The 25,906-nt window shown below is 42.0% G+C and carries 21 protein-coding genes and 1 pseudogene; 16 read left to right on the forward strand and 6 right to left on the reverse strand.

Going from position 1 to position 25,906, the window contains the following annotated elements:
- Positions 1–414: 414 nt before the first annotated feature.
- Both FTV88_RS13015 and FTV88_RS13020 read left to right on the forward strand, forming a co-directional pair.
- Positions 415–3,888 (forward strand): response regulator, encoded by a 3,474-nt coding sequence (locus tag FTV88_RS13015; protein ID WP_153726012.1) that lies wholly within the window; start codon positions 415–417, stop codon positions 3,886–3,888.
- On the forward strand, positions 3,885–4,982 hold the full coding sequence (locus tag FTV88_RS13020) for a response regulator (protein ID WP_153726013.1): 1,098 nt from the start codon (positions 3,885–3,887) through the stop codon (positions 4,980–4,982). Before FTV88_RS13015 ends, FTV88_RS13020 begins: the two co-directional genes overlap by 4 nt.
- A 100-nt stretch (positions 4,983–5,082) precedes the next feature.
- Here the strand turns inward: FTV88_RS13020 and FTV88_RS13025 are convergent, their stop codons facing one another.
- Positions 5,083–5,571, reverse strand: a complete 489-nt coding sequence (locus FTV88_RS13025) for a CarD family transcriptional regulator (protein ID WP_153726014.1) — start codon at positions 5,569–5,571, stop codon at positions 5,083–5,085.
- 217 nt (positions 5,572–5,788) lie between these two features.
- Between FTV88_RS13025 and FTV88_RS13030 the strand changes: the two genes are divergently transcribed.
- Positions 5,789–8,029: a DNA topoisomerase III gene (locus tag FTV88_RS13030; protein WP_153726015.1), complete on the forward strand. Its 2,241-nt coding sequence runs from the start codon at positions 5,789–5,791 to the stop codon at positions 8,027–8,029.
- Positions 8,030–8,135: 106 nt separating this feature from the next.
- Here the strand turns inward: FTV88_RS13030 and FTV88_RS13035 are convergent, their stop codons facing one another.
- On the reverse strand, positions 8,136–8,360 hold the full coding sequence (locus FTV88_RS13035; RefSeq protein WP_153726016.1) for a hypothetical protein: 225 nt from the start codon (positions 8,358–8,360) through the stop codon (positions 8,136–8,138).
- A 216-nt stretch (positions 8,361–8,576) separates the two neighbouring features.
- Here FTV88_RS13035 and FTV88_RS13040 point away from each other — a divergent pair, with 216 nt between their 5' ends.
- The 5 genes and pseudogenes from FTV88_RS13040 to FTV88_RS13060 form a co-directional block, all read left to right on the forward strand.
- Positions 8,577–9,002, forward strand: coding sequence for an RrF2 family transcriptional regulator (locus tag FTV88_RS13040; protein WP_153726017.1), 426 nt, complete (start codon positions 8,577–8,579; stop codon positions 9,000–9,002).
- Positions 9,003–9,123: 121 nt separating this feature from the next.
- Positions 9,124–10,995: an anaerobic carbon-monoxide dehydrogenase catalytic subunit gene (gene cooS, locus FTV88_RS13045; RefSeq protein ID WP_153726018.1), complete on the forward strand. Its 1,872-nt coding sequence runs from the start codon at positions 9,124–9,126 to the stop codon at positions 10,993–10,995.
- 146 nt (positions 10,996–11,141) lie between these two features.
- Positions 11,142–11,591: a type VII toxin-antitoxin system MntA family adenylyltransferase antitoxin gene (gene mntA / locus FTV88_RS13050; protein ID WP_162008053.1), complete on the forward strand. Its 450-nt coding sequence runs from the start codon at positions 11,142–11,144 to the stop codon at positions 11,589–11,591.
- A complete protein-coding gene (gene hepT, locus FTV88_RS13055) occupies positions 11,578–12,003 on the forward strand; it encodes a type VII toxin-antitoxin system HepT family RNase toxin (RefSeq protein WP_153726020.1) in 426 nt (141 codons plus the stop codon). The genes mntA and hepT overlap by 14 nt, the downstream gene beginning before the upstream one ends.
- Positions 12,004–13,653: 1,650 nt before the next feature.
- A pseudogene (locus FTV88_RS13060) lies at positions 13,654–14,022 on the forward strand (sigma-70 family RNA polymerase sigma factor); the annotation flags it as partial.
- A gap of 41 nt (positions 14,023–14,063) precedes the next feature.
- Here FTV88_RS13060 and FTV88_RS13065 read toward each other — a convergent pair.
- On the reverse strand, positions 14,064–15,560 hold the full coding sequence (locus FTV88_RS13065; protein ID WP_153726022.1) for a recombinase family protein: 1,497 nt from the start codon (positions 15,558–15,560) through the stop codon (positions 14,064–14,066).
- 426 nt (positions 15,561–15,986) lie between these two features.
- On the opposite strand from FTV88_RS13065, the gene FTV88_RS13070 reads away from it, so the two are divergent.
- On the forward strand, positions 15,987–16,289 hold the full coding sequence (locus tag FTV88_RS13070; protein ID WP_153726023.1) for a hypothetical protein: 303 nt from the start codon (positions 15,987–15,989) through the stop codon (positions 16,287–16,289).
- A 196-nt stretch (positions 16,290–16,485) separates the two neighbouring features.
- On the opposite strand, the gene FTV88_RS15675 is transcribed toward FTV88_RS13070, so the two are convergent.
- Positions 16,486–17,736 (reverse strand): restriction endonuclease, encoded by a 1,251-nt coding sequence (locus FTV88_RS15675; RefSeq protein WP_207707878.1) that lies wholly within the window; start codon positions 17,734–17,736, stop codon positions 16,486–16,488.
- Positions 17,737–18,265: 529 nt separating this feature from the next.
- On the opposite strand from FTV88_RS15675, the gene FTV88_RS13080 reads away from it, so the two are divergent.
- The 7 genes from FTV88_RS13080 to FTV88_RS13110 all read left to right on the forward strand — a co-directional run bounded on the left by FTV88_RS13080 (position 18,266) and on the right by FTV88_RS13110 (position 24,479).
- A complete protein-coding gene (locus FTV88_RS13080) occupies positions 18,266–18,502 on the forward strand; it encodes a helix-turn-helix transcriptional regulator (RefSeq protein ID WP_153726024.1) in 237 nt (78 codons plus the stop codon).
- Entirely contained in the window at positions 18,480–19,619 is a 1,140-nt protein-coding gene (locus FTV88_RS13085) for a helix-turn-helix domain-containing protein (protein WP_153726025.1), read from the forward strand. Before FTV88_RS13080 ends, FTV88_RS13085 begins: the two co-directional genes overlap by 23 nt.
- A 20-nt stretch (positions 19,620–19,639) precedes the next feature.
- A complete protein-coding gene (dnaB, locus tag FTV88_RS13090) occupies positions 19,640–20,995 on the forward strand; it encodes a replicative DNA helicase (protein ID WP_153726026.1) in 1,356 nt (451 codons plus the stop codon).
- Positions 20,996–21,012: 17 nt separating this feature from the next.
- Positions 21,013–21,789 carry an ATP-binding protein gene (locus tag FTV88_RS13095; protein ID WP_153726027.1) on the forward strand — a complete coding sequence of 259 codons (777 nt, stop codon included), beginning with the start codon at positions 21,013–21,015 and terminating at the stop codon, positions 21,787–21,789.
- A gap of 388 nt (positions 21,790–22,177) precedes the next feature.
- Positions 22,178–22,474 carry a hypothetical protein gene (locus FTV88_RS13100; protein WP_153726028.1) on the forward strand — a complete coding sequence of 99 codons (297 nt, stop codon included), beginning with the start codon at positions 22,178–22,180 and terminating at the stop codon, positions 22,472–22,474.
- Between the two features lie 423 nt (positions 22,475–22,897).
- Positions 22,898–23,053 (forward strand): hypothetical protein, encoded by a 156-nt coding sequence (locus tag FTV88_RS13105; RefSeq protein WP_153726029.1) that lies wholly within the window; start codon positions 22,898–22,900, stop codon positions 23,051–23,053.
- Positions 23,054–23,888: 835 nt separating this feature from the next.
- Positions 23,889–24,479 (forward strand): copper amine oxidase N-terminal domain-containing protein, encoded by a 591-nt coding sequence (locus FTV88_RS13110; RefSeq protein ID WP_243137167.1) that lies wholly within the window; start codon positions 23,889–23,891, stop codon positions 24,477–24,479.
- Between the two features lie 106 nt (positions 24,480–24,585).
- Here the strand turns inward: FTV88_RS13110 and FTV88_RS13115 are convergent, their stop codons facing one another.
- Together FTV88_RS13115 and FTV88_RS13120 are read right to left on the reverse strand one after the other, a co-directional pair.
- Positions 24,586–25,392: a M48 family metallopeptidase gene (locus tag FTV88_RS13115; protein WP_162008054.1), complete on the reverse strand. Its 807-nt coding sequence runs from the start codon at positions 25,390–25,392 to the stop codon at positions 24,586–24,588.
- Positions 25,393–25,592: 200 nt separating this feature from the next.
- The gene (locus tag FTV88_RS13120) at positions 25,593–25,769 is read right to left on the reverse strand and encodes a 4Fe-4S binding protein (protein ID WP_153726031.1); all 177 of its coding nucleotides are present in this window, start codon (positions 25,767–25,769) and stop codon (positions 25,593–25,595) included.
- Between the last annotated feature and the right edge of the window lie 137 nt (positions 25,770–25,906).

The raw sequence follows: 25,906 nt of genomic DNA on the forward strand, positions 1-25,906 counted from the left end.
TCCCACGCTGTTACCGCCAGCAAGCTGGCGACAGCTGAGGTCCCAAGTCCCGCTGCGGAAAGCGTGATGCCCAGGCCCAGAGATTTTTTGCTGATTGTAACTCCCATTGGCACTGCTTTGCATAACTTCCTGCTATGTCTACATAACTGCCTATTGAATTTGCAATAGGCCAAAACTCAGTCACAACCAGCAAAATGTACCTGGGTCAGGCCTTATTCATTCCTGGAGAGAGGACTTCAGACCTCAGCCATCGGCAGCTACGCTGCCGGCTATGGCGTGGGATGAGTCCGTTCGGAAGGAATGAATAAGGCCTGACCCCACCATCAAGCTATTGCCAACCATTATGCTATTTTCGCACAAAAAACAACATACACCTGCTCCAAGCCGAAAGCCAGAAAGGCAGGGAACACCACCATGGAGCCACAAAAGATCCGTCAATCACTTTTTGCACGCCTATCCATGACCATGTTTTTCATTATCCTCTTATTCGCCCTTGCTGTAAAGCAATTTATAATCGATCCTGCCGTAGATCGAGTCGCCGACAGTGAATTTCGCCAGTACACATCAGAAATAAAAGACAATATTGAAGAATTCTTCAACTCAGCAGAAAGACAACTTTTTATCGCCCGAGACTATGCGGCAAAAAGCCTATGGGCCGATGATGACATAGACAGCTTTAGCCAGCTTTTTATGCCTGTACTTCGAAACAATCCAGCCTTATCGGCCATGATCTACGCACGAGAAGACTCCAAAGAATTCATCTTATTCCAAGACGAAGAAGGCTGGCGCAGTCGAGTCACCTTTCCAGAGCGTGATTCAGAAAAGGCACGGTGGCTATACTGGGATAGAAATGGGATGTTTCTTCAAGAGAAACAAGGAACAAGCGGCTATGATTGCCGCCAGAGACCCTGGTTTATCGGTGCCATGAACTCTTTAGAAAGAGACGTATTCTGGACAGAACCTTACATATTTTATACGAAACAAGAACCCGGTATCACAGCATCGCTTCTGTACACCGATCAAGAAGGAACAAACTATGTCATAGGTATGGATGTATCACTACGAGATCTCTCCATGATTACTCGATCTGTCGCTGTCGGTCCAAAAGGCTATGTGGCCCTTTTTGACCAAGGAGGCACTCTAATCGGCTTACCCGTAGGCGAGCGTTCTTTGGCGGAAAATGGTGAATCCCTCGTTATCCAGTCCATATCAACATTGGGCTTGGAATCATTAGAGGCGGGCTTTTCTCGCTGGAGCAATAATAATTGGACGGTCGAAGAAAAGCTGCGTTATACCAGCAATGGTGAGGTCTGGCTAACCATGATCACTCCCATTGTGGTTGGGCAACATGAATTTTTTATAGGCATCTTTGTACCAGAAAGTTACTTTGCACAGGACAGAGAACGGTGGCTTTATGCTTTAGGCATACTCCTTGTTCTCGTGATCGGCCTCTCTTTTGGTTTGGCCAATGAAATCGCTAGACATCTAAGCAGACCACTGCGTCAACTACTAGAGCAAAGTGAACGAATTGGACGACTTGACTTTCGACCTACCCCTTTTTCCAAAACAGAATGGGAAGAGATCAATCGTCTCGCAGAAGCACAAGAGAAAATGCGTCGCTTGGTAAGCCAAGCAGCAGAAGATCTTGAAGAGATAGTTCGCTCTCGAACTTTAGAGCTTCAAGAAGCAACGCAGGCCAAATCAATGTTTCTGGCCAACATGAGCCATGAGATACGGACACCACTTAATGCGATTATCGGCATGGCCTACTTGGCCTTAAAGACGGACCTTACACCCAAACAAAGAGATTACATAGAAAAAATCTATAAATCCGGAACCTCTTTATTGCAAATCATCAATGATATACTCGATTTTTCCAAAATCGAGTCTGACAACCTTAAGATGGAGCAGATCGACTTTCTCTTGACCGATGTAATGCAAGGCGTTGTTGATGTAAATAGTGGCAAAGCCTACGAAAAAGGGCTAGAATTTCTATATCATATCCCACCGGATATCCCTGTGAGCTTGATTGGCGATCCCCTTCGACTGGGTCAAGTCATTACCAACTTGGTCGACAATGCATTGAAATACACTGCCAAAGGGCAAGTTGCCATTGATGTACAATTGCTCCAAAGCACGAACGGCAAAGTACAGCTTCAGTTTAACGTCAGTGACACCGGCATCGGCTTATCTCAACAAGAAGTAGAAAAGCTATTCCAGCCTTTTACACAAGCCGATGGTTCCACAACTCGCAAGTATGGTGGAACCGGTCTTGGTCTTTCCATCTGCAAGCGTTTGGTGGAAATGATGGAAGGCGCCGTCTGGGTAACCAGTGAAGCAGGCAAAGGCAGTCGATTTAGCTTTACCGCTTGGTTTGGCGTTTCAAAGCTAGAACAACAGCAACAGCGCGTCATACCAGATATACTGAACAACATGCGCCTTCTCGTCGTCGACGACAATCCAATGGCTCTTGAAATAATGGTTGAGTATCTACGTTCTATGGGCTTTCGCGTTGATACAGCCACAAGCGGTGAAGAAGCCATCGCAGCAGTTCATCAATCCGATCGCCAAGATCCCTATGCCATGGTCTTTATGGACTGGCAGATGCCAGGCATCAATGGGATTCAGGCAGCTACGAACATTAAGACAAATTCCGATCTAGAACAGACGCCAGCCGTAATTATGGTCAGCGCCTTAGAAAGAGATGAACTGCGCCACCAGGCAGAGCAAGCGAACTTAGAAGCTGTTCTTACGAAGCCCATTAGCCAGTCCCTCTTAATCGACACCATTGTCCATCTTTTTGCACCGGAAAAAGGTGAGAGCCTACGCAGCCCTACTATTATGGATAAAAATTATGGCTTGGCAGGTCTTCGTGTACTTGTGGCTGAAGACAACGACGTGAATCAGCAGATTGTGCAGGAATTGCTGAAAAGCCAAGGCATCCTTGTAGACCTAGTAGACAACGGCAAAAAGGCTGTTGATAAAGTCTTGCTTTCTACTGCCGAAAAGCCTTATGATCTAGTCCTCCTCGACTTAGAAATGCCTGATATGGATGGATTTGAAGCAGCCCGTGTGATACGAAAGACCGATACAGACGTACCCATCATTGCCTTAACAGCGTGGGCTATGAAAAGTGAACGAGAGCGGTGCCTTGATGCAGGCATGAATGCCCATGTGGCCAAGCCAATTGATCCCCATCTACTTTTTACTACCTTGTCGCAGTACCATCCTTCTGCACAACAATCCAGCCTCATCCCTCAAGAAATCACAGCAATAGGCAGAATGATAGAATCCATACCAGGACTTGATGTAGAAGAAGGGTTGACTCGTGTTGCAGGCAATGTCAGCTTGTACAGAAAACTACTGATGCAATTTGCCAGCAATCAACAAAAAGCATCAGAAACGTTGCAAGAAGCACTGCGTCAAGGAGACAAAGCTACAGCGGTAACAAGGGTCCATTCCATCAAAGGCGTGGCAGGAAACCTAGGCGCTCATACACTGTACGAAAGTGCTGCAGCTTTAGAAGCAGCCCTACTCAACTCAGAAAGTGAAAAATCCGAAACAATAGAAAAGCGTTTTGAACAGTTTTCTCAGCAACTGCATAGAGTGATAGAAGGGATTGAAAGCACGCTATACAACGAAGTGATTGCGAACGAGGCGAATCAGTACGATCGCCCGTCTAGTATAGCCAAACTGAAAAGGTTACAAGATCTACTAGAAGAATACGACAGTGAAGCAATTGATTTTTTCGATTCGGTTCGCGAATCTTGGATGGAATACGTAGACCACAACAAGATCGTTCAATTAGAAAAAGAAATAAAAAGCTATCAATATGATAAGGCCTTACAAATACTGAAAGGCCTAGATGTGGGTGATGGAGAAGGATGAAAAGGGGAAAACAAGTCATCCTTGTTGTCGATGATACACCAGAAATTTTAGCCCTAATTAGTGGGTTATTAAAAAACAATTATAGAGTAAAGATTGCTACCAACGGTGAAATGGCGCTAGCAGTCGCCAAAGCGGCACCACCCGATTTGATTTTACTGGATGTCCTGATGCCCAAGATGGATGGGTATGAGACCTGTCGGCGACTCAAGGAAAGCCCTTGCCTGGCTGATATCCCTGTCATATTTCTAACAGCCCTGAGCAAAGTGGAAGATGAACAGAAAGGCTTGGCTTTAGGCGCTGTAGACTATATTGTCAAACCAATCAGCCCACCCATTTTATATTCCCGCATCAAGACCCATCTCACTTTAAAAGAAGCCAGAGATTTTCTGAAAGACAAAAACGCCTATCTAGAAACAGAAGTAGCTCGGCGCACAGAAGAAATCGCTTTAATCCAAGAAGTATCTATCGTTGCCATGGCTTCCTTGGCAGAAACGCGGGACAATGAGACGGGAAATCACCTCCGACGTACGCAACAATATGTATGGGAATTGGCGCGAGATCTTCATCACCATGAACGGTTTCGTCATTTTCTTTCAGCAGAAAATATTCAGTTGCTTGTAAAGTCAGTTCCTTTGCATGATATTGGTAAAGTGGGCATCCCTGACGCTATCTTACAAAAACCTGAAGCGTTGTGCGATAAAGAGTTTGAAATTATGAAAACCCATACCCTTTTAGGGCGAGATGCGATTGTACGAGCTGAAATGTTGCTCAATCAAGGGGAAACTTTTCTTCGCTTTGCCAAAGAAATTGCGCTATCCCATCACGAGAAATGGGATGGCAGTGGCTACCCCGAAGGTCTCCGCGGCGAAGAAATTCCCATTCCAGCGCGTCTCATGGCCGTAGCAGATGTCTATGACGCTTTAATTAGCCGACGAATCTATAAAAAAGCACTTCCACATACAGAAGCCATTAAAATCATAAGAGAAGGTTCGGGAGTGCACTTTGACCCGGCCATCGTAGAAGCCTTTTTGCGATTAGAAAGAAGATTTCAAGAGATCTCAGAAGCTTTTAGTGATGAAGATAAAGCGCAATAAACAATCCGGAGAAAGCACAAAAGCGTCCTCGCAACAGCATGGTATCGCTGTTACGAGGACGCTTTTGCAATCCACAAGAGCTACGTCCCTTCCTAAAAAGTTAGCAACTCTCTGCACAAGGACTTTCTAAGGCTTCTTCCAGTAATTCCTTCGCTTCTTCCTGATCAATACCCATCACAAGAGCCAGTTCGCTAACGAAAATTTGCCGTGCATTGTCTAACATAGAGCGATCGCCTGTGGTCAGAGAACGCTTCGCGGCAATTCGCACCAGATCACGGATCACCTGTGCACCTTCGTAGATATCGCCACTTTTCATGCGGTTCATATTCATCCGATAGCGCTGTGAATGACTCAAAGACGACTCAGATACTTCCTCCTGAAAAGTGCTTGACAGTACATCTTCCACAATAGCTACATCTACAACGGGTCGAATCGAGATTTTCGCCTCTGTCGGAAACATTACTTGCATGTTGCCAATCGTTACAACATAATAGAGTTGCTTGTTGCCTAGAATTTCTTTCTCTTGAATATCTTCAATCACACCGGCTCCATGCATGGGATAGACAATCTTATCACCGACTTGAAACACATGAAGCACCCCCTGCTTGAGTATGATTTCATTATAACAGAAAAAGCAGCAAATATCAAAATCAATTATTCTAACACAATAACAAAAACAGTGTCAATATGGTTTTTGCAACTAAAAAAGTAAAAAGAATCACTGCAAAAGAGACAAAAAGAAAACCATCTAGTTAAAAATACTAGAAAAAAATACAAATTATAGAACAGCAGAAAGGAACTACCTTATGAGCAAAACACTCGTCTTAGCAGAAAAACCGTCCGTAGGCCGCGACCTAGCACGAGTCTTACAATGTCATAAAAAAAACAACGGCTACTTTGAAAGCGAGCGCTACATTGTCACCTGGGCTTTAGGACACCTCGTTACCTTAGCAGACCCAGAAGGATACGATGAAAAGTACAAGGAATGGCGTATGGAAGATCTGCCTCTATTACCACCACAGCTCAAGCTGGTTATCATTCGTGAGAGCAGCAAGCAGTATCATAAAGTCAAAGAACTCCTACAACGCAAAGACGTCAAAGACATCGTCTTAGCCACCGATGCAGGACGAGAAGGAGAACTCGTCGGTCGCTGGATCTTAGAAAAAGCAAATATCAAAAAGCCCCTTAAGCGGCTCTGGATTTCCTCTGTCACCGACAAAGCCATTCGAGAAGGCTTTCAAAAGCTGAAAAATGGAAAAGAGTACGAAAACCTCTACGCCTCAGCCGTAGCTCGCTCGGAAGCCGACTGGCTTGTAGGCATCAATGCCACACGAGCGCTCACCTGTAAGTTTAACGCCCAGCTTTCCTGTGGTCGTGTACAAACACCAACGCTTGCAATCATCGCTCGTCGAGAAGAAGAAATCAAAAACTTCCAACCTCGAAGCTATTACAGCCTAGTCGCTACAGCTCAAACGGCACAAAGCACGGAGCATGGCAACCAGAATAAAGTCACACTCGAGTTACAATGGCAAGACGAGAAAACAAAAGACTATAAAACCTTTGATAAAAACCAAAGCGATCAACTGCTACAAAAGCTACAAGGCCAAAAAGCTCAAATCACAGAAATCAGCAAAAAAGCCAAAAAAACTTATGCACCCCCCCTTTATGACCTTACAGAACTACAAAGAGATGCCAACAAACGCTTCGGTTACTCCGCCAAAGAGACCCTCTCCATTATGCAAAGACTGTACGAACAGCACAAGATCTTGACCTACCCGCGCACAGACTCACGGTACCTATCGAGTGACATGGTCGACACCTTAAAAGAAAGAATCAAAGCCATCAGCATCGGTCCTTACACAGCCAAAGCCGCCAAAATCTTACGAAATCCTATCAAAACAAGCAAAGCCTTCATTGACGACAGCAAAGTCTCCGATCACCATGCCATCATCCCCACCGAAGAAACGATTCTTCTGAATAACCTTACGGACAAAGAAAGAAAAATCTACGATCTCGTTGTGAAACGCTTCCTCGCTGTGCTCTACCCACCTTTTGAATATGAGCAAATAACAATAAAAGCCAAAATCGGCGGAGAAACCTTTCTAGCCAAAGGAAAGCATATCCTTCAGGCTGGCTGGAAAGAAGTTTACGATCATACCAGCGGCGATGAAAAGGACGAAGAAGCCGCAGAAGGCCTATCCGATCAGATCCTGCCAGACTTGCAGCCACAACAAATTCTTACCATCGCCGAACTAAGACAACGACAAGGCCAGACTAAGCCACCGGCTTATTTTAATGAAGGAACATTACTGTCAGCCATGGAAAATCCCATACCCTATATGACAGGAGAAAAGCAAGATCTGATCAAAACAATGGGACAAACAGGCGGCCTCGGCACAGTTGCCACAAGAGCCGACATCATTGAAAAACTTTTTAACAGCTTTTTAATCGAGAAAAAAGGCAAAGACATTCACAGCACCTCAAAAGGCCGCCAACTTCTAGAACTCGTCCCAGAAGAGCTCCAATCACCAGCCCTAACAGCGCAATGGGAACAAAAGCTCAACGCCATAGCCAAAGGCACCTTGCCCAAGCAGGCCTTTGTCAACGAAATGAAAAAGTACGCTCAACAAGTCGTCGCAGAAATCAAAAAAAGCGAAAAAAAATTCCAACACGACAATCTCACAGGCGAAAAATGCCCCCAATGTGGCAAAAAAATGCTTCAAGTAAACAGCAAAAAAGGTGTCCTCCTCGTCTGTCAAGACCGCCAGTGTGGAGAGCGAAAAAACGTAGCCAAAACAACGAACGCACGCTGCCCCGAATGCAAGAAAAAGCTTGAACTACGAGGCGAAGGAGAAGGTCAAATCTTCTACTGTCGCTGCGGCTACCGGGAAAAACTCTCAGCCTTCCAGGAGCGAAGAAAAAAAGATCCCGGCAAGACCTCCAAAAAAGATGTCGCCCAATACATGAAAAGCCAGAAAAAAGAAGACCAAGGGCCGATGAACACCGCCCTTGCCGACGCCTTGGCTAAATTAAAAGGGACATTATAAATAGAAAATAGCTACCTTGTGCTGAGGTCAGGCGTTATGAATTCCTTCCCAGGAATTCATAACGCCTGACCTAGGTACATCTTGCTGGCTGTGCCCGAGATTTGGCCTACGATGAAATCTCTTTTTCCACATTCCGACTCTTAATATAGATAGCCACTGTGTGCGCCTCATGATGAAAGGCAATCGCCTCAATCACACCATGATAAGGCGCTTTGATTGAGCGCGCTCCCGAGTAACCGAGGAGCTCACCGGCATAAACAGAATCACCCTCTTTCTTCTCAAAAGCCGAACCCTCCACAAGTAACAGCGTCCTTTTGCATCGATGGCTCATAAAAACCTCCTCCCTTCACACCAAATCAAATACCATTATTTAACATATATTTCGCAACGCCTTTGAATAATACCTTTTATTATCACCAGCGAAATACTGAAAGCAAAACCTTCTTCAAAAGACACTTGACAAAAAATACAAGAAGAGTAAACTAAAAACTACACCGATAGAGTATACTTTAATCCACAATAATTACCATTTTAGCGAGGTCAGCCTATGAAAATCACCCAAGAAGCAGATTACGCCCTACGAGTGATCGCCTATCTAACAGAAGTCGGGCAGGGAGAAATCGTCGAAGCCAAAACAATCGCCGAACAGCAAGCCATCCCCCTTCGCTTCTCCCTAAAGCTACTTAGAAAGCTGCAAAAAGCTGGCATCGTACAATCCTATCGAGGAATCTACGGTGGTTACGCACTCCATCGTCCCCCAAGTTCAGTCACTTTCAAAGAAGTCATTGAGGCCATCGAAGGACCCATCTATCTAAATAGCTGCCTCGACAACATCAACAACTGCAATCTCATCACAGCAGGCTCACAATGCCAAGTTCACCAGGCACTCGCCCAGATCCAATCCCGCTTCATCAAAGACTTAGAAAGAGTTAACTTTGAAAATATAAAAAAGCCTGTCTTCAGCACAAAGTAGCGATGCAATCATCGTACGACGGCCCCTCATCACATAGCAAGGCGAGCCTAGGTTGGCCCAAAAGTATACCAAAAAGGTATAGGATAATACAAAATAATACAACAAAAGGAGACTGAAACCAATGGCCATCTGCCCATCAGCCGACAAAAAACTAGAACAATACATCGCCACCAAAGGCGAAGAAACATCCTTTCACCGCGTAGAACCACAAAAACACAAATGTACCTTTGGCCTCCAAGGCATCTGCTGTACCCTCTGCTCCAACGGACCTTGTAAAATAACCAAAACAGCACCTCGCGGTGTCTGTGGTGCCAACGCCGACACCATCGTAGCCAGAAACTTTCTACGTGCCGTCGCAGCCGGTTCTGCCTGTTATATCCACGTCATCGAAAATGCAGCCAAAAACCTAAAAGCCATCGGAGAAAAAGAAGGCACCCTCAAAGGAGAAGGCAAACTCCAAGAGCTCGCCGAACTCTTACACATAAAAGAAGCAGAAACCATGACAGTGCACCAAAAAGCCATCGAAGTAGCCCAAAAGATCCTGCAAGACCTCTACAAACCAAGAGAAGAAAAAATGGAGCTTGTCAAAGTACTCACACCAACCAAACGCTATGAAAAATGGCAAGACCTCAACATACTCCCCGGCGGTGCCAAATCAGAAGTCTTTGACAGCATCGTCAAAACATCGACCAATCTCAACAGCGACCCTATTGACATGCTATTACAAACCCTAACCCTAGGCATCTCCACAGGACTCTACGGCCTGACCCTAACCAACCTCGTCAACGATGTCATCATGGGCGAGCCTGTCATTCGCCAAGCCTCTGTTGGCTTCAAAGTGGTCGACGAAAATTACATCAATATTATGATCACAGGCCATCAACATTCCATGCTTGCAGATCTGCAGGATAAACTGACAACACCGGAAGCCATAGCCCAAGCAGAAGCAGCAGGCGCCAAAGGCTTCAAAATCATAGGTTCCACCTGCGTAGGCCAGGACCTACAAGTGCGAGGAGAACACTGTCAGGATATCTTCGCCGGACATACAGGCAACAATTTTACCAGCGAAGCCTTGATTACTACAGGGGCCATCGACCTCCTACTTTCCGAATTTAACTGCACTGTCCCAGGCCTAGAACCGCTAACCGAAAAATACCAAGTCAAACGAATCTGCCTCGACGATGTAGCCCGAACAGCAGGCGCCACCTACCAGCCTTTTACCATGAATCAGGCCGAAGCCCTAACAGATCAGATCATCGAAAGCGCCATCAAGAGCTACCAAGAAAGAAGAAATCAGATCAGAATTGATATCCCCACAGACCATGGTCACGACGACGTAGTCACCGGTCTTAGTGAAAAATCACTAAAACAATTTCTCGGCCACAGCTGGAAGCCCCTTATCGACCTCATCGCCAGCGGCAAAATCAAAGGCATCGCCGCCGTTGTCGGATGTTCCAACGTTGCTTTAGGCCATGACGTCATTACAGTCGGCCTCACCCAAGAACTAATCCAAAAAGATATCCTCGTCCTCTCGGCCGGTTGCTCCAGCGGAGGCTTAGAAAACGTAGGACTCATGTCACCGGCCGCAGCATCTCTAGCCAGCGACAACCTCCGCAGTGTTTGCGAAAGCCTTGGCATCCCTCCAGTCCTTAACTTCGGCCCTTGCCTCGCCATCGGACGCCTGGAAATGATCGCCGCCGAACTGGCAGAAGCCCTTGCCATCGACATCCCCCAACTACCACTTGTCCTCTCAGCACCACAATGGCTGGAAGAACAAGCCCTTGCCGATGGTGCCTTCGGTCTCGCCCTAGGACTACCCCTACACCTAGCCACAGCACCGTTTATCACCGGCAGCGAAACAATCACCAAAGTACTCACCGAAGACCTCAAAGAAATCACCGGCGGCTACATCATCATAGAAAGTAGCCCTGCCAAAGCAGCCAAAGAGCTTTCTAGCATCATCGAAGACAGAAGAGCAGCCTTGGGTCTGTAAAAATAGAATCTACGAAACCTTCTCATATCCCCAAAATAGACAGAGGTCGCCATCAACAGCGTTGCTGCTCAAGAACTCTCTGCTTGTAAAATTATGGAACTTATGATACACTATCAAAAACCTCTATGCGAGGAAGTGATTTTGTCATGACTATAAAAAATACAATAGAAGAAGCAATAGAAGAAACCAAGAAAATCTTACAAAAAAAGGAAGAAGTCAGCGCCGCCTACCTCTTCGGTTCCATCGCCAAAGGAAACTACAGAGCCAACAGCGACATTGACATTGCCATCTTATTTATCCCAGCCATGACAAAACTAGAACGCTTCGAAAAACGCTTAGAACTAATGGGCCACATAGAAGACGTAGCCCAACGAAGCGCAGACGTCATCGACCTACTCGAAGCACCGCTATTTCTACAACATCAGATTCGAAAGTACGGAAAACTGATCATAGAAAAAGACAAAGCCTACCGCATAGATCAAGAAGTACGATCACGAAGAGAATACTTTGACCTAATGCCGCATCTTGAACGACGACAAAAAGCCATCATAAAAGACTTTCTTGAAAAAAGAGGGAAAGAAAATGGTCGATCATAAGCTCCTAACGCAAAAAATAACACTTCTTACAGAATACATAAAGGACCTTACAGAGATCCGAGACAACGCAGCAATAACCCTCTCTATATTCAAAGAAGATAAAGTAACAAGGCGTTATGTAGAAAGAACATTACACCTAGCTGTTGAATGCACTCTTGACATCGGGAGTCACATCATAGCTGATGAAAAATTTCGTGAACCTATTAGCAACAAAGATGTTTTCACAGTTCTCGCTGACGAAAAAATAATTACCCCCCAATCCTTAGCCGCTTTACAAAAAATGGCCAAATTCAGAAACGTCCTTGTACATGACTACGCCAAAATCGACCCAGAAATTATCTATAGCATCCTAAAAAAGAACCTTAAAGATATAGAAGACTATATGGAACAAATAATTAAATCCTATCTATAAGAAGATGCTTCATAAAAAAATAGAGAAAAAAGCGAACCATACAGATTGGTTCGCTTTTTTCATAACAATGAAAAAAACAAAAAAGCTACAAACCAACAAGCGATGACTTGGCACCAGAAAGAGAAAACTATAAAATGAACCTCTACCCATAGCATTGCTAGCAAGGCCACATGGAATAAAGCCTCCGAAAAGAAAACAAACTAAACTAACCAGTCATGCCCGGTTAGGCACAACTTGGCGAAACTTTCTTCTATCCGCAGCTACCTATTGTATTTGCAATGCAATAGGCCAAAACTCAGTCACAACCAGCAAGATGTATCTGGGTCAGGCGTTATGACTTCCTGGAGAGAGGACTTCAGACCTCAGCCATCGGCAGCTTGCTGCCGCTCATGGCGTGGGATGAGTCCGTTCGGAAGGAATTCATAACGCCTGACCCCACCACGGGGTAGCTATTTTCGTGTTAACCCCCCATGCCCGGTCGGGCACAACCAAAGATGAAAATTCTATTTTCGTACTAACCAGTCATGCCCGGTTGGGCACAACCAAAGATGAAAATTGCGTGGCAAACGAAACATCCCCGTGACACACCCAGGTTTATCACACTGACGATAGAGTAACTTTGCAGAGGGGCCAGGTCATCACGCTTTCCTCCGCTCTGGACTGGTCCCACGCTGTTACCGCCAGCAAAGCTGGCGACAGCTGAGGTCCCAAGTCCCGCTGCGGAAAGCGTGATGCCCAGTCCCAGAGGGTTTCTACTGATTGTTACTCCCATTGGCATTGCTTTGCGTAACTTTCTGCTATGTTTAAGCAACTACCTATTGTATGTGCATTTGCAATAGGCTCAAACCCAGTCACAACCAGCAAGATGTACCTGGGGCAGGCGTTATGACTTCCTGGAGAGAGGACTTCAGACCTCAGCCATCGGCAGCTTGCTGCCGCTCATGGCGTGGGTAGGACCTTCGGAAGGAATTCATAACGCCTGACCCCACCACAAGGTAGCTATTTTCGTACAAAGGCAGGAATGTTGCGAAAGGGCAATGTGAGAATGGCTGAAACCTTTTTAAGGCTTGGAAGGTAATAAAGCCATATCGTTGTCAAGGATCGATGGGTTGTGATTGGTCATAGCATTTGTTCTCTCTGTGGTCCCCAGACCGGCGACCGTAGCGCTATGTCATATTCGGGCAGCTATTATAGCAGCTGTTGTAGTACCCGAAAATTGCAAAAACCGTCTGGCGCTTAAACCGTACACAACACATCTCTCCCTTCTCAAAAAAGTCAAAAATTGTGCTTATTTAACTTCATTTGAGAAGTCAAATAAGCACAATCTAGCTAAATTAAGTTGTTACGCTATTCTCTCTATAGCAACTACTTATCTTTACTGTATTCTTTCGGGAAAAGACTGTCAATACTATGCACGGTTTAAAACAAAGTTATTGTGAGTTTTGTAAAACTTTTGTGAACCTTCAAATTTTCAATACTGGCAGATCAGTATGTTACTAACTAAAGCAGGCCAATAGAATCATAATAAAATACAAAAAAAGCCAGACCTTCTCACTAACGAAGCTCTGGCTTTTTAACTATATTTTCCTTGTCACCGACCAAGCACCACCGCCATAGGATATATGACAGTATCTGACCGGAGGTGGGCTCATGATTGACGTAGTAGGAGCCTTAATTCTTCCTTTTATAAAAGGTGTTACAGCCTTAATGAGTTACATTAGCAACAATGCCTTTCCCCATCCATTAAACGAAAAGGAAGAAAGAATGTACCTACAAAAACTGGCCGAAGGCGACGGTGAAGCAAGAAACAAACTGATTGAACACAACTTGCGACTGGTCGCCCATGTCTGCAAAAAGTTTGACGGCACAGGCGAGAACAACGACGACTTGATCTCCATCGGCACGATCGGACTCATCAAAGCCATTAATACCTTTAAAGCCGATAAGGGAACTAAGCTAGCAACCTATGCGGCTCGCTGTATCGAAAACGAGATATTTATAACAATAGTATGCGTAAAAACATGGAAAAAAAGAACTATATCATCAATGATAATATAGTTCTAAAACAGCAAAATATCAACTTTTTCGTCTTTGAAAACCCTGATTTCACGGACAACAAAACGAATTAGGTTTTGTTTCATCTTCAGATCCAGTTCATCTTCGTGGGACATATAATATTCTTTGGCTTCGAGTAGTAAGTCTTTTGTGTTTTCTGTTTGCGACAATTCTTCCATTCGTGATTGTATTGTTTCGATTTGGGCGATGATGGTTTTCTCTTTATTTTGAAGCTCGCGAACTGCTTCTTGGTAGATGTCGTCGCCCACATTTTCAACGGCAAAACTGAGCGTTAACTTCACTTGCCCTTTTTTGACCTTTTCAAGTTCTTTTTGCAACTTTTCCAATTGGTTTTGCTCAACTCTTAATTTGTCAAAACTTTCATTATTCCCAAAATCTAAGCCTTCTACGTCGTCTAGCATTTCACGAAACGCTCTCCAAACGAAATTGTCAAGCTGTTCACAACGAATTTTTAGACCGCAACCTTTATTTTTTGCTCCTGCTGTGCTCTTCACATCGTAATACTCGAAAACATACGAGTCCCAATTCTTTGCCTTTCTGCCTGACATGGTGTTTCCACATTCACCGCATCGGACAAGTCCACTTAATAGGTATTCATTCTTCGGCTTCCCCGCCCAACGACGGCGGGACTCGGTTAATAACGATTGGGCATGCGAAAACGTAACATCATCCACGATTCTTGGACAAGGGACAATGATCCATTCTTCCTTCGATCTTTCTTTAATTCTAACCTTATCTTCTTCGTTTTTTACGTATTTGTTCAGATGGATCTTTTCAGTATTCCATCGGTTCTGAGTAAACTTGCCATCATAGACAGGGTTCATCAAAATCTGGCGAACAACTTGACGATGCCACGAGTGCCCACCTTTTTTGGTTTTTACGCCGATACTATCGAGATGTTTAGCGATTCCGTTGATCCCATGGTTTTCCTTTGTGAACATGTGAAAAATCATTCGAACCACTTCGGCTTCAGTTTCATTTACCACTAACTGTCCTTTTTCTGTGTCGTAATCATATCCGAAAATATGATAGTTTTTAACTATTTTCCCATTCTTTGCCTTAGAGCGTCTGCCGTCGGCTGTCCGCATTGCAATCAAGTTTTTTTCGAGTTCCGCTACAGCCCCATGGAGCTTGAACATAAATGCACCTTCGGGGGTGTCTTGATAGTCGCCACGAACAAAAACAGCTTGAACTTTCTTTTTTTTGAGCTCGCTCATGATCGCAAGCTGATTCTCTAAGTTTCTTGACAAGCGATCGGCAGAATAAAAAACAACTCGATCAATAATTCCCGCTCGAACATCAGCGAGCAATCTTGATAAAGCGGGGCGGACTAAAACTTCACCGCTCACACCGTCGTCAATATATTCTTTTGTTTTTACCGTGCCAGCTTTCTGACGACATTCAGCGATCTGATGAGCAAGGGAATACCCGTGTTTCGCCTGATCTTCCGTCGAGACACGGGCATAGATAGCTGTATACATACTTCTTACGCCCCTTTCTTTTCAGTGCTTTCTTTTTTCTCCTTTTCAGCCTTCATCCTATGGTAGCATTCAGCGAGATAAGCATAACACATAGCCTTCCTTTTGTCAGTGAGTGGTCCCTTAATAATTCTAACATGCATATGTGCGTACCCCCTTTTTTTTGATGGGGGTACTTTAAAATTTTTTTCTAAAAACCATCTTTAAACTTTAAACTTTAAACAAAAAAATCTTTATATTTAAACGATTATTAAAAAAAGTCGTTTAAATATAAAGAATATCAAACGGTTAATTGTTAAACATTTAATTTAAGGTCATAAAGAAGGGGTAAATTACCGCCTTTTTTCTTTAAAAAAAATTTTTAAAAAAGGTTATGCAACGGTTTAATTGAAATAGAAAGCAACAAAAAACGTAAAGGAGTTGATCGATATGACAATGATCAATGTTTATGCTAACATCTGTCCGCAAAGTGAGAAAGACGCGATCATACTTATAGCCGTTGCGTCAAAAATGTTGGCGGACAAAGGGCATAGTGTTGCTAACGGAAACAGACCACACTCGTTAATCGACGTGGAGAATACTACTTCGGATGAATTAGAAAAAATCGTAGAAACCTACGAATATCTACTTGAGATTATACCGTTTTTAGTTGCCACGGTTGATGACGCAAAAATGATGTTAGAACTTAGAATCAAAGGCGAAAAACACGAACCAGACGATATGCCGTTCTAAACGCAAGGCAGTAGTTACCTTGTTTTTTTATTTTTTCTTTTGGGTGTTAGAATAGGCATACAGTGGGATGGAGAAAAGGGGTAAGCCCAAGTTGATGAGTTTTGCTCACAACGATATAGCAAAGGCAAGCGTTGAACGGGAGAACCACAAACCAAATCAAACCCTGTATGAAAACTCCGTTCCCTAAGTTAAGTTCCTAAAGGCTGAATTCTTCTAACTTTTGCTTTAAAAATTCTCTGTCCCAAAGGATGATATTATTTGCTTTTGCTAACTCAATAGCCGATTTTGTAAATCCACGGTTTGTAACAACAATACCTTTGCTTAAGCCATAAAACCTCAATCCTGCAACAACTTCTTGGATAGCGGAATTGGACACACTGGATGAGTAGCACTTTGTTTGGACTCCGATTTTCTGATTTGCCTTCTCTAATATTATGTCTATTCCTTGATCTCCGCTAAGATTGGTTACTTGACTTTTATATCCCATTTTCTTAAATAAAGATGCTATGTAGTGCTCAAACTCAGATCCAGTCATTAGATCAATATCATGTATTGTGATTATTTCTATTGCACTGGCTTTACTTGTGGCCAGCTTTTTCTCCGTTAGCTCAACTTGCTTTCTATACAACATCTCTAAAACTGAGTCTTTAGTCTGCTGAACCAGACATGCATAATCACCTTTACTTAATACAGACCTGGAAATCAAGTAACTAGTCAGCTTGTTTAGAGAATAATCATCCAGATGATAAATGGTATCTATATTTATATACTTTTCAATCATATGTGGTAAGTCATCTATTTCAGAAAAAAAGTCTCCATATTCACTATTAAAAATATCTGAAAGCACATCGATATAGATTATTTGAAGCATTTGTAAAGTGACTGTTTCTAGCTCGTTTTTACTATTTAATGGCGGTAGTTTTTTACAAAGAATGTCAGTTAGTAGATTAAAAGATGCATTCTCGCTATTTGTAATAGTCGGGTACGATGTAATATCAAACTCAATAATATAGTTAGAAACGATGGTTTTAATTTCTGCATTAGATAGTGAGGATTCGGAAATTCGTTTTAGCTTCTGATTCTTTTTAATGAGTTCTTGATTTTTTTTAGCAATAGCAATTCCCCTATACTCTTTAAATAAATTTAATTGATTTATTATTTTTTCAAAATCTGAATGGTTACAATATATTTCGCAATAAGCTCCTTCACGACAAATTATTAAAGTGCGATCATACGCACCATGGTAGGCGAAGTTTTCAGTATTTAATGATATTTTTTCGAAATCAAAATAGATTGTTCTGCTATCGTATCTTTTTTCGTATTTATACAAAAAATCTAGTCTGTCGATATAAACAACTAAACTCCCATATACTGGCTTATCGTCAAATTTAAACCCTAGGTTTTCCAACTCTAATGGCTCAGGTTCCAATAGTTTTTCTTCAGTCAAAATGATCACCTTTTTTATATTATTTTTACAAGAGAATATACTAATTATTGAAATCACATCAAACTAGATTGCTCCATACATTTTATTCCGCTAATTTGTTTTTTTTCCTTCTTTAGATACTTCAATATAAAAGAAAAAAAGCGGGGTCAGAAACTTCTAAGTTTCTGACCCCGCTTTTTTTATGTTTAGATTCTCGAAATCTAGGCGGTTTTTCTTTTATCCATATCCTTTTCATTTTCATTCATCTTGTACGGGGCGGCCGCAGTAAGCGGTCGCCCTGTTTTTTGTGCAATTTTACGAGTGAAACTTTTTTGTAGGCTTAAAACTCTAACTGAACACAAAGCAAATTTTAATCATACCACGCCAGCTTAAAAAAAAACTTTAAAGCAAAAAAGGGTTTTTGCAACGCTTAGCTTAAAAAATGGGTGCCGTTTACTTTGCCCCTTTTTTATGAAGGGGTTTGGGGCGGGATGACCGCCCTAAAAATTAGGGTGGTAAATTAAGAAAATCTTAAAGGAGATGGTTAGAAATGAACAAAACAATTGGGCAACAAATCAGACAACAACGGATACAAAAGGGTATCACACAAGGGGAATTGGCTAAATTGATAGGTTGTACATCAGCTAATATATGCAAAATGGAAAAAGGGGATCACAGGGTCAGATTGATACATGTGCCGACGTTGGCAAACCTTTTGAATATCCCCTTAGAAACGTTTTTCATAGAAGAAAGGAGTGGAATAGATGGTCAAAAAGCAGACATATGAGCCTGGGACTTTTTATCGTGGCACATGTTTTATTTTCCAAAGAAGTCGAGAACTAGGTTTGGTTTCAGACGACATAGCCGTATATTGTGCACTTGAGTCAAGGGCACGAGGCGGTGAATGTTTTCCGTCGTATGAAACGATAGCGAACGATGCAGGTCTATCTCGCCGAAAAGCGATTCTAGTAGTCAAAAAATTAGTCGAAAAAAACGTAATCAAGATCGACAAAAGGTACAATGGAGATGGCCAAACGTCCAATCTATACACCTTGATCGATAGTTCGCTATGGGGAGGGAGTGCACAGCATGCACCCCCTAGTGAACAGCATGCACCCCCTAGTGCACAGCATGCACCCCCTAGTGAACAGCATGCACTACCCCTAGTGCACAGCGTGCCCCCTCCTAGTGCACAGCGTGCACCCGAACTAAACGAATATAACAATACCAAGGTTAACAACAAGATAGATGATGATAGAGCCTTGAGTAATTCGCTTGTAGATATTATAGAGCAATCCTTCAAAAAGTCGTTTGGACAAGACCAAGATCTATCAAAACAGCAAGCAAACAATTTAGCATTGTTAGCTACAAAAAAAGGTATTATCACAGAAGATATTTCGAGCATCATGATCGAGTGTGCTATAGCGGCACCGAAAAATCCAGCACGTTATTTGTTGCAAGTTTTGAAGAACTGGACAAGAGAAAAAGAAAAAAGGGCAAGCACTCTACAGCCCACCCCTACAAAAGAAAAACTTGAACTTGTTTCTTCTAATACTTCAATAGATAAACCCAAAAAACCTTCTCAAAACCCTGAAATTGAAATGTTGACTTCATATTATCGGGATAAATTTGTAAAAACGTTTAAGGCAGAGCCAAACATTGGTGATAACGACAAAAAAATAGCGAATGAACTACTGAAAAGCCGTTCCCTAGAAGAGCTAAAGAAATTGATGGACAAATGGTTTGGGAAAAAAGATGACATTTACACGTGGAAAAACGGCGATTTATACAGTTTCTCAAATATGATCAACAAGCTTCTATCCATGCCCCAAACACCACCACAGCCACAGAACTACTACCAAAAGCCAAGCGGTATCGCATCCACAAGTGATCAATTTTGTTAAAAAGAAAAGGAGTGTTGAATATGTCAAACGAGATTATGGGTGCAGAACAAAGTTTCTTAGGTTGCTTCTTCTTGGATAACGACATAGCAGAAGAAGCATTTGGTTGGGTGGATGCTTCCGATTTTTCGTCGGAAGCACACCGCCAAATCTACCAAGTTTTCAAGACTTTGAACGAAGCGGGACAGCCGATTGACTATATCACCGCATCACGTGAATTACAAGGGAAAGTTGCAATTGACTACATCATACAACTTGCCGATACAGTTCCTTCCGTTGCTAACATCAAACAGTATGCCCAAATGATTCGTAAAGAATCGCAAAAAAGAAAGATTATTGCTTTAACAACAAAAGCACACCGCGATCTAATTGAAAAAGACGCCGAAGAAGTTCTTCCCCAACTAGAAAAATCGTTGCAAGAGTTGGCAGTTGCCACGGAGACAGAAAAAAACTACAAATCAATTGCAGAAACGTTGCCCAATGTTTGGGGTAATATCCAAGAAAGGAAGAAAATCAAAGGATTGCCTGGGCATTCTACGGGCTACCAACACTTGGATAATATGACAGACGGTTTGCAAAAAGGTGAATTGGTCATTTTGGCCGCACGCCCAAGTATGGGTAAAACAGCTTTGGCACTAAAAATTGCCTTAAATGTTGCTAAGAAAGGTGTTCCAACAGGTGTGTTTAGTTTAGAGATGACAACGGAACAATTGGTGCAACGATTGTTAGCGTGTGAGTGCTTGGTGGATTTGAAAGATCTCAAGCACGGCAAAATGACACAACAGGACGAAGAAGCGGTTAAGATAGGCATGGGTGAAATAGCGAAGTATCCACTATACACCGATGACGACTTTGGCGACTTGGACAAGTTGATTGCACGTGCAAAAAAAATGAAAAGGGATTTCAACCTTGGCTTTTTGGCAGTTGACTACTTACAAATTGTAAGCACAGGTAGTGCTAAAAATGACAATAGAAACTTAGAAATTACGAAAATTTCATGGGCTTTTAAAAAGATAGCGAAAGAACTAAACATTCCTGTGCTTCTTCTCTCACAGCTTTCAAGGACTGTAGAACAACAACAAAACAAACGCCCAAATTTAAGTCACTTACGGGATAGTGGTGCCATCGAACAAGATGCAGACCAAGTGTGGTTTATTTATCGAGATGAATATTACAACCAAGAAAGCGAAAAGAAAGGGATCGCCGAAATTATTGTAGCCAAAAACAGAAATGGTTCCATTGGAACGGTCGAGTTAGGTTTTTTGAAAGAGTATGTACTTTTCGCAACTCGTGACGACGACGGCATGGAAAAAAAGCATCCTTTGGGCACAGAATTGATTTATACAGGGCAAGGAAAACAGCAACAAATAATTAGCTAAAAAAAGGAGTGTTAAATATGAGATTAGCGGATTTACTCCAACAAAAAGAAGCGGAAAGGGTTTCACAATTGCATACACAACAGCAAAAATCCAATTGTCCTGTGTGTTGCGATAGGGGCATGGTGGTTGACCGTACCACGAAGACGTCCAGAACTTGCATTTGCATTTTTGAAAGAATCGTAAAAAGAAAAATGGGAGAAGCGAACATTACGCCAAAGGAACAACTGCAAACATTAGACTCCTTTGAGTTTCGTAAGCCAGTCCACAGCCAAATGAAACAACTTGCCGAAAAATATATTGCAAATATGCCTACAGACTACGTGATGCACCAAGGGCGGATTTGCACGACACAAGATCATTGCCTATGGTTAGGCGGAGCAACGGGTATGGGCAAAAGCCATTTGGCAATTGCAATCGCACAGGTTGCTATTGCCAGCGGCCACAATGTCAAGGTAATCAATTGTGTCCGCATGTTTGCAGAAATCGTGGATTGCTTTTCTACAAACGAAAAGCCTAAAATGTACCAAGAAGCAATGGATGCAACAGTTCTAGTTCTTGACGATATTTTCAAGCAAAAACCAAGCGACTTTGTAATACAAAAAATATACGACTTGGTCCAATGGCGAGTGCAACTGGGATTGCCAACAATTTACACGTCAGAAAGAAGATTGGGCAACAAAGGCGAAGAAGCAAACAAGCTAAACCCGACGACGATCAAGGACATGGACACATCCATTTGGCGTAGAATCAGAAAATCTTGCGGTGATGGGACGTATGTTTTTGAATACTTCTAGACAATGCAAAACTAAAATGACATTGATTGATCTTGGCACAGAGATGATTTTCACGTAAGTGTTAAAAAATCCGCCCTAAATCGCCATCTAAACGCCTAAAAAACCCTTCGAAGGGTTAAATACACCAAAGCATGCCCAACCCCGTCACAATATCCCATAGAACGCCAAATAAGCCTATTCACGGTAGGCGGGGTGGTGGGGAAAATGAAAAGACTAATAAATATTGGACTTTTTTGTTTTTCAAGAACTGCCAAGTAGAGTGGTTTTCGTTATTTATCGTAAGCTTGTGATTATAGAATAATACATTTTTTGTTTTTTTATAAAGAAAAAAAGGATATGCAGGGTTTTGATGTAAATATTATGATAAAAAAGAAAGGGGTTTAGATTAATGGAGAAAATGAAAATTTACGATCCTTTAGTAAAGAAAGTTTTTGAAGCCGAAATAATGAAGCGTTATGAGCTTCACGAAGATGCGGAGTTTTTACTCGTAAAATTCCAAACCGAAGACGAAGATTTGTTTGAGATTGCTGTTATTCGCTATGACGACGGTCATTATTTCACCACACCTGATTGGCAAGGTCAACAACCAAAAAGCCCCAAAGAGATCTCTAAATACAAATGGGTTGACATTAATTTCACCCAAACAATTCTGCTTAATGGATTGCCCCGTTATTTACCATTTTAACCATGAAAAAAACCGCCGATATAGGGCGGTTTTTTTTGTCCTCTATGGTGAAGAATGGACGATTATCCGCATGGACACGCCTACTTCATATCGCACAATGTTTGGCGATGATTTACTCGCAGGACTTGATCTAGTTGGGCGTGGCGATGGTATGGCAAAACTCGAGTCAAACGTTGGGGTTGGTTATCAGCGTTTTTAGTCAGCCATTATCGATCTCGATAACACAAAAACAATGCAATCAGCAGAAGTGATAGCCCAATGGTGGAGCAATCAGGGGCGATATACCCGCATCGAGCGGCACGGACACAAGCGGAAACAATGCGGACACTACACCGACAACGGGAAGCGGAAGTGGAAGTTGCGACTACAAAAGAATCAGCATGAGCGGAAACAGAACAGCCCGATCCGATTTTGGAAATCATAATGTCCGTCCAAAACGGCGATCAATTACCACCTGTTGATACTATCCGTGATCGAGTTGGTGGAAGAAACGCTAACGTCATCGCACGATTAAGTGAGTTTGCAGACAAAGGTTTGATTGTGAAAAAATCGAATAAATGGCATCGTAGCGATACGTAGTTCCCGCCGTTCCATTCCAATTTAACCCCACCTTTTTAGGGGTTTTTAGGTTCCTAAAGGGTCTTTAAAGTACCTAGTAGGTACCTAAAAGGTACTGCAAGGGGTTGTTAAATTACCTAAACAATACCTAAAAGGGTCGTTTAAGTACTTAAACGGTACTTCAAAAAAACCTAAAAGGTACTGTTTAAGCACATTATATATACCTAAAAAAAAGTATGCAAATTGCAAACTTGGATAAATAATAATTGGCATAATTTCGTTGTTTTTTCTATACGTTCATTAAGATCCATTTACAATCACTCCTGTAGATAATCCAACTTTTCCTGTTTTTAGCTTAATTCGGATTTTTTTACAAATACCCTTTTGCACCGAAAAGCTTTAAGTGTTCTCTCTATGCAAAAATGTCCATAAAACAAACTGTTTTATTGCTAATATAAGTCGGGTGTGGTAATGATAAGCAGTTTGAAAAACATTCATTATTGTTACGTTCTTTGCCTGAGACCAAACGAGAAGTGTTATATACTACCATACAAATGCTTGATCAATTTCGTGGTAATGATAAATATACTGAATTGCTTGGTGATTTATTAAGAGTAAAAGAATATTAAAATAGAAAGTGGATTTTGATGGGGTATTATAATGTTAATTGAGCAATTGAAATAATGTTTTTGAGCCAGCTCTGACAGAGCTGGCTCATTTTTACTGAAGAACTGATTAACCCAAACTGGAGTAGGAGAATTTCAAAACACTCTCCAGAAAAGACCATAGAAGTAATGGGTTTTAACGTTAATTAAATTATGGTATTATAGATAAAAATAAGAAAGAAGGTGAAGGATTGAAAAAAAGTATTCTTATATTAATAATTATTTTACTTGTAGCTTCATCAAGTTTAGTAAGTGCTAATGATATTTCGGTTAGTGTTAATGGGGAAAGTATTGTATTAGAACAATCTCCAATAATTGAACATGGTAGAACATTAGTACCTTTAAGAGCAATATTTGAAGCATTAGGTGCAGAAGTTACATGGAACGGTGAAACTAGAACAGTAACAGGAACAAAAGACGATATTGTAATTAATTTGCAAATTGAAAATACAATTGCCATAGTAAACAATCAAGAAGTATCACTAGATGTACCTGCTATGATAATGAACGGCAGAACATTAGTGCCTCTTAGGTTTATTGCAGAGAGTTTAGGGGCTGAAGTTAGTTGGGATGGAAAAAATAGAGTGGTGTTAATAAATTACAACAAAGAAGCAGAGCAACAAAGACTAGAGCAACAAAGACTAGAGCAACAAAGACTAGAGCAACAAAGACTAGAGCAACAAAGACTAGAGCAACAAAGACTAGATCAACAAAGACTAGAGCAACAAAGACTAGAGCAACAAAGATTAGAGCAAACAAAGATTAGAGCAAACAAAGACTAGAGACAAACAAAGATTAGAGACAACTGTTGATTTTCATCAAATGGTTGTGCCCAACCGGGCATGACTGGTTAGCTAAAAAAAGCTTCCTCTTACGAGGAAGCCTTCCTTATTCTAGTAACTCTACTTCGTCGATAATTCTAGCCATATAAGTGCCTTCTTCACGTAATATCTGGCGATAGCGTTCGTATTGAGGCATCATGACACTGACGCGATACCAGAACATGGGCGAATGGTTCATTTCTCCTAAGTGGCAAAGTTCATGAACAATGACATAGTCCATGACAGTTGGTGGCATGAGGATTAAGCGCCAGCTAAAGTTCAAGTTCTTCCTGCCAGAGCAGCTTCCCCAGCGTGTCTTTTGATCTTTGATGGTAACTTTATTGTAGTCATAGTCGTAGCCTTTGTTCAGCTCAGGAATTCTTTGTAAGATTGCTTCTTTGCCTTTTTTGCGTAGTTCTTCTTTTAGAATTTCTCTCCACTGGCTTTTTTCCGTAGATTGAAGTTGAAGGTGCAGTTGTTGCGCTTCTTCATCGATGTGAATTCTTTCTTTTTTATCTTCTATTGTATCTTCTATGAGCACTTTGATCTGATAAGGCTTTCCGCGATAGTAGATCATGCCTTTGTTGTTCTTCTGGCGCTTTTTCTTTTCTAAGAGGTCTTGCCATTTGCTCTGTATCCAATCTTTATAGTTTTTGAACAAGTCCTGTACTTCTTTTTCTGTAAGATCAAGGGGTACGCGGACGAGCAAGCCTTTTGTTGAAAGTCGTAATGAACTATTGACGATTCCTTTTCTTCTCTCTATGGTGACATGCATGGCCTCGCCTGCAACAGTCATCTCATAATGATTGCTACTGACTGTTTCGTAGGTTCTTGTAGGGTTTCTTTTTTTCCTGTTGGTTTTGATTATAATCACGTTCCTTGTCTTCTTCTCTTTTGTTACGTTCTTTTTATTCATTTGTCATTTTATTTTGCTTACATTGGGGCTCATGTTCTATGATCTTGCTCTCTAAGAGTTGTACTTTGTATTTTCTCTGGTGATTTCTTATATTTTACACGTTACAGAAGAAAAAAAACGAGGCACTTTTTATAAAGTTACCTCGTTTTTTTCAAGTTTTATACTTTATCAATACAGTCTTCGGGACAGGCTCTTACACATAAGGCGCAGTCGACACAGACTTCTTCATTGATAAGTCGGATGCCACCTTCTACTTCAGAGATACAGCCAGCAGGGCATACGAACTGACAGGCACCACAAGCGACACATTCTGCAGGACGAATTCGATGAGCCATTGTTGCTCCACCTTTCTATGTATAGTAATGCTACTTTTTAAGAGTATCATTGTTGTAGAAAAGAATCAATCTTGTTACTATAGTTACATATACGATATTGATATCGTAGAATTCGAAGAGCAGAAATCGAATAGAAA

The sequence above is a fragment of the Heliorestis convoluta genome, from assembly GCF_009649955.1.
Classification (GTDB): domain Bacteria; phylum Bacillota; class Desulfitobacteriia; order Heliobacteriales; family Heliobacteriaceae; genus Heliorestis; species Heliorestis convoluta.